The organism is Bradyrhizobium sp. P5_C11_2 (genome assembly GCF_054049755.1).
Map to the genome: position 1 here is coordinate 1 of NZ_JBFULT010000532.1, position 5278 is coordinate 5278.

The 5278-nt window shown below is 65.3% G+C and carries 5 protein-coding genes and 1 pseudogene; 2 read left to right on the forward strand and 4 right to left on the reverse strand.

Going from position 1 to position 5278, the window contains the following annotated elements; translation table 11 throughout:
• From ACXJL8_RS33120 to ACXJL8_RS33130, 3 genes are all read right to left on the reverse strand, one after another.
• Positions 1-1796 (reverse strand): CHASE3 domain-containing protein (locus ACXJL8_RS33120; protein WP_456686309.1); only part of this gene is annotated, 1796 nt, incomplete at its 3' end.
• On the reverse strand, positions 1793-2215 hold the full coding sequence (locus ACXJL8_RS33125; protein WP_456621217.1) for a response regulator: 423 nt from the start codon (positions 2213-2215) through the stop codon (positions 1793-1795). The genes ACXJL8_RS33125 and ACXJL8_RS33120, both read right to left, overlap by 4 nt.
• A 398-nt stretch (positions 2216-2613) precedes the next feature.
• Positions 2614-3225: a BA14K family protein gene (locus tag ACXJL8_RS33130; protein WP_456621216.1), complete on the reverse strand. Its 612-nt coding sequence runs from the start codon at positions 3223-3225 to the stop codon at positions 2614-2616.
• Positions 3226-3458: 233 nt separating this feature from the next.
• On the opposite strand from ACXJL8_RS33130, the gene ACXJL8_RS33135 reads away from it, so the two are divergent.
• A complete protein-coding gene (locus tag ACXJL8_RS33135; RefSeq protein WP_456621215.1) occupies positions 3459-3866 on the forward strand; it encodes an NADH:ubiquinone oxidoreductase subunit NDUFA12 in 408 nt (135 codons plus the stop codon).
• Between the two features lie 487 nt (positions 3867-4353).
• Here the strand turns inward: ACXJL8_RS33135 and ACXJL8_RS33140 are convergent, their stop codons facing one another.
• The gene (locus ACXJL8_RS33140; protein ID WP_456621214.1) at positions 4354-5040 is read right to left on the reverse strand and encodes a DJ-1/PfpI family protein; all 687 of its coding nucleotides are present in this window, start codon (positions 5038-5040) and stop codon (positions 4354-4356) included.
• A gap of 91 nt (positions 5041-5131) precedes the next feature.
• On the opposite strand from ACXJL8_RS33140, the pseudogene ACXJL8_RS33145 reads away from it, so the two are divergent.
• Positions 5132-5278 (forward strand): annotated as a pseudogene (locus ACXJL8_RS33145) (GlxA family transcriptional regulator); the annotation flags it as partial.

The window sequence follows — 5278 nt, forward strand, 5'->3', positions numbered from 1 at the left end:
GTGCCGTGGCCTTCCTCGCTGTAGATCTTGATGTGCCCGCCGGACTGCTTGACGAAGCCGTAGACCATGGAGAGGCCGAGGCCGCTTCCTCTGCCGACCTCCTTGGTGGTGAAGAACGGCTCGAACGCCTTCTCCTGGACGCCGGGCAGCATGCCGGTGCCGGTGTCGCTGACCGCAAGCATCACGTAGGGGCCGGGCCGCACGTCGAGATTGGCCTGCGCATAGGCCTCGTCGAGCACGACCCGGTGGGTCTCGAGCAGCAGCTTGCCGCCGTTCGGCATGGCGTCGCGGGCGTTGATGGCCATGTTGAGCACGGCGTTGGTGAGCCTGGAGGGATCGATGTGCGAGGTCATCGGTCCCGGTTCGAGCACGGTCTCGATCTGGATCTGCTCGCCGAGGGTGGGGCGCAAGAGCTTCGCGATGTCTGATATCGCGGCGTTGATCTCGACATTGCGCGGCTCGAGCGGCTGCCTGCGCGCGAACGCCAGCAGATGCTGGATCAGCTCGGCGCAACGCTCGGCGGCATCGTCGATCAGGCGCGCCGTGCGCTGGAGCTCGGGCTGGTCGTTCAGGCTCGCCACCAGCGTCTCGGTGTTGCCGGAGATCACGGTCAGCATGTTGTTGAAATCGTGCGCGACGCCGCCGGTCAGCTTGCCGATGGCATCCAGCTTCTGCGACTGCTGCAATTGCCGCTCGGTCTCTCGCGAGGTGGTGGCGTCGTGATAGACCAGCACTGCGCCGGAGATATCGCCCTGCGCGTCCCGCATCGGCCGGCCGCTGATCATGAGATGACGGGTCGGATTGCCGCTGTGGGGGCGGACGATCATCTCCAGGTTCTCGAACTGCTCGCCACGCAGCACGCGCGCCGAGGGCAGCTCTTCGGCCTTGAGCGGCGTGACGCCGTCGCCATCGAAGACGTCGGACAGCGCCTGCAGATTGCGCAGGTTCATGCCGGTGCGGTGCAGCAGCATGCGCTCCGCGGCCGGATTGGACAAAAGCACGTCGCTCTCGCTGTCGATGACCAGCACCGCCTCCGCCATGCTGCGGAACGTGCTCTGGAGCACGTTGACTGACAGCCGAAGCTCGTCATGCGCGGCGACAAGGTGCTCGGTGCGCTCGGCAACGGCCGCCTCGAGCGCTTCCTTCGCCACCTGCGTCTCGTGCAGCGAGCTCTGGAGCTCCACAGTGGTGCGCCGGCTCTCGCGCATCAGCATTGCGACCAGCAGCAGGATCACCAGCGCGCCGATCACATCGATGCCGAGCAGGACGATGCCGGTGCGGCGGGAATTCGCCTCGCGGCCGGCCAGCAGTTTCTCTTCCTCGGTGGCCAACCGGTCGAGATTGGCCACGATCACGTCCATCAGACCGCGGCCTTCGGCCTTGCCCTRAAGTTCTGCAATGCCGGCCTGGTCATCTGCGGTGCGCAGCCGCATCGCCTCGGCCGCGATATCGAACCGCCGCCTGACCAGTGGCACGGTCGTCTTCACCAGTTCGGCCTGGTCGCGATTGTCCCGCACCGCGCGTTCGAGGTCGTCGAGGATTGGCACGATCCTGTCCTGTGTCGCCCGAAACTCGTCGGCGAAGCTGCTGGTCCGGTAAATCTCGAAGCCGCGCGCGGCGCTCTCGGCCTGGCGAAGCAGCAGGCGCACGTCCGAGATCTTCTTCAGCGCCTCGACGGTGTGATTGACCCATGCGGCATCGGACCGCGACTTGACGTCGAGTCCGATCGAGGCGGCGGTGATGATCAGGAGGATTGCAAGTCCAGCACCGAGAATGACGCGCTGCGAGGGAATCAAGGGGCTTCTTTCTTGTCCTTCGGCTGTGCGCTCCCGCCCGGAGGGGCGAGGCATTCCCGGATCGTGGTCAGCAGGGCGTCTGGCGTGAACGGCTTGCGCAGGCACCGGGCCGCGCCGAGTTCCAGCGCCATGCGGAGAAAATCGGGGGAGGGCGAGGCGGCCGACGCAAAGGCGTAACCGGACATCGCGATCAAGGGAATCGCGGGCGCGCGCTCGTGAAAGATCCGGATGGATTCGAAGCCGCGCATATGCGGCATGAAGATGTCGACCAGCATCACGTCGAACGGCTGCGCTTCCAGCGCAGCGAGTCCCGTTTCGCCTCCGTCGGCCAGCGTGACCTCGAAGCCCTGACGTTGGAGGAGGACCTCGATGGTCGCACCGACCATCGGATCGTCGTCTACCACGAGGATACGCGGCATGACATTTCCCAGTAGATCGAAGTCCCCACAGTGGTTGGTGATATAGGCGAATCGTATGCCGGGTCAATTTTGGATTGGATCGGAGGAGGTATGCACGGTGCAGTGCATAAGTGGAGTTCCCGGCGACCGCATCTCGATGAAAGATTGAGACAAAGTGGAAGGACAGCCACAAGGCGTCACGAGGCAAGCAGCCGCCGTGTTCGCGACTCCGGTGCACTCAGTCGTCCGTCGTCGAGGGCGAGCCGCTGACGGCCCGCGAGCGACGCAGGCTCGAACTCTCTCGCAAGCTGGAGATCCGGAAGCAGCCGGCCAAAACGCATGGGCGGCGCCGATGATTGTCGGCGCCGCCCATGAATCGAATTCCGGATCGAATTTCGGATCGATTGCTTCAGACCGTCTTACGGGCAGGGATGACGCAGGCCGTCATAACCGAGATAGGTGCCCGAGGCCGGGTCGTAGGACTGGTAGCGCTGCGCGCAATAGGCCGCGGAGTCGCCGCCACTGTCGGGCACGACCGCCACTGACGGTTCGTCATAATAGCTGTCGTCGCCATAGTAGTAGGGATCGTTGTAATAGCCTCCGCCGTAATAGGCGTATGAGCCGAGGCCGCCGATCGCAGCGCCGACCGCGACGCCGGGCCAGAAGCCGCCACCGTGACGACGCCAGCCGCCGCCGTGCCAGTTGCCGCCGCGCCCCTGCCAATTGCTGCCGGCGGCTGCGAAGCTACGACCGCCACCGCCGCTGAAGGCCGGCGCGGCGCCGATGCTGGGACGCACCGCTGCGCCAGCCGCAAAATTACCGCCGCCACCGCCGATCCGCGGACCAGCGAAGCCGCCACCGCCCATTCGGGCGCCGCCGCCACCGCCGAAGTGAGCACCGCCACCGCCGCCGAAATGGCCGCCGCCGCCTCCACCGCCGCGGCCGCCATGGCCCTGCGCGAAGCTCGGTGTCGCCAACGGAAGCACCAGCGCCAGTGCCGCAGCGGCGCTCAAAATTCTCAGACTGCTCATGTTCAAACTCCTTTTCCCGGAAACAAACCCCTCGCAAGGACCGTGGTTCCTAGGTTCACGCCGGTGTGCGCGTGGGAGAGCAGGTTTCCACGTGGCCGCTGTACCCGGCATGAACGGATCGCGTCCGATTTGCGGCGGGTCACGGATTTGCGTGGGGCACAGCCGCACCCGCCGAACTGGACATTTGGTCGCCCGGATGGCATCAGGGCCCCACGAAGCAGGGCCCTTGCCGCATGAAACAGTTCTTCCTCAAGTTCTTCACCTGGTGGAATGGCCAGACTTTTGGCACCCAACTCTGGACCAGGCGGTACGGAGAGCTGGTCGGCGAGGACGAGCAGGGTAACCGCTATTATCGCACCCGCGGCGGGGCGATCGACCCGACGCTAGGCTTCGAGCGGCGCTGGGTGGTCTATAACGGCTATGCGGAAGCCAGCCGCATTCCCACGGGGTGGCACGGCTGGATGCACCATGTCGTCGACGTGCCGCCGACCGACGAGGATTACCAGCCGCGCGAATGGCAAAAGCCGCACCAGCCGAATCCGACCGGCACGCCGAACGCCTATCGGCCGTCCGGCTCGACGCTCGCCAGCGGCAAGCGGCCGAAGGCGACCGGCGACTACCAGCCCTGGACACCCGGCTAGGCTCGCGCATATCGCAGCTTCAGATCGTTTGCGTTGGATGCATTCGCATCCGGCTGTTGCCGCTGTGGACAACGGGAACAGCGGGGATGCCGCCTGCGCGCTTATTGCGTTCATGTGAACGATGCGGCTCAATGATCCCATCTTACGGAGATGGGAGACCATCGCGTTCGGTTCGGGCAACAGTTCGCGACTGTCCCGAAATGCAGCGGCCGCCGACCAGGACTCGATCGGGAGATAGGCCCCCGGTCTGGAAGGTCCGAAATCGCCCGATGAAATGTGCAGCCGTCGTAAGACAGGAAAGGCCGCTTGGGAAACCGGGCGGCCTTTTTCTGTTGTGATGAGTTGCGTGTCCCGGACGCGGTGCAGCGCTCTTTGCGCTGCTGCGCTGAGCCGGGACCCAGATTGCGGCCCCTGGGTCCCGGCTCGGCGGCGCAGCGTTGCACGCTGCACCGCGTCCGGGACACGAGAGCAGTGTTGATGCGCGAAGCTACATGACCCGTTCAGCCGCCCGCTTGACCGCTTCGAGGCGGCGGGCCTGGTTCGGCGCGCCGCGCTCCTTCAGCAACGCCAGTACCTCGGCCGGCGCAGTATCGGGCGAACCCGAATTGAACGGCGGTGCCGGATTATATTCGAGCCCGAGCTGGATCGCTTCCGCCGTGGTGCGGTCGACCAGGATCGACACCAGTGTCAGCGCGAAATCGATCCCCGCGGTGACGCCGCCGCCGGTGATGCGGTTGCGGTCGACGCAGACGCGCGTCTTCGTTGGCGTCGCGCCGAACTGGGCAAGCATCTCCATCGCGCTCCAATGGGTCGCGGCACGGTAGCCCTTCAACAGGCCGGCGGCGCCGAGCGCCAGCGCTCCCGTGCAAACCGAGGTGACGTATTTGGCGCCCTCGGCCTGCCTGCGCAGGAAGTCGAGCACCTCCTCGTCATTAAGCAGGTCGTTTGTGCCGAAGCCGCCGGGCACGCAGATCACGTCGAGTTGCGGGCAATCGGCGAACGTCATGGTCGGCGTCAGCGTGAGGATGGAATCGCTCGGCACTGGTTCGATGCGCTTCCAGATCAGGTGCAGCTTGGCGCCTGGCACGGACGAGAACACCTGCAAGGGCCCGGTGAAATCGAGCTGGGTGACGCGCGGAAACACCAAAAGACCGATCTGGAGCGGTGCCGACATGAGAACCTCCAATGAAGAGCTTGACGCCGGCAAACTGGCATGATGCCCTCCTGTCCAAAATGGCGTAATTCCCTCAATTTCGGACACAACCATGATCGGCATCCTGATCTTCCCCGATTTCCAGTTGCTCGATGCGGCCGGCCCGATCTCGGTGTTCGAGATCGCGGCGCGCGCCTCCGGCAAGCCGCTCGCGCTACGGGTGTTGGCGGTGAAGGCAGGCCCGGTGCGCAGCTCGTCC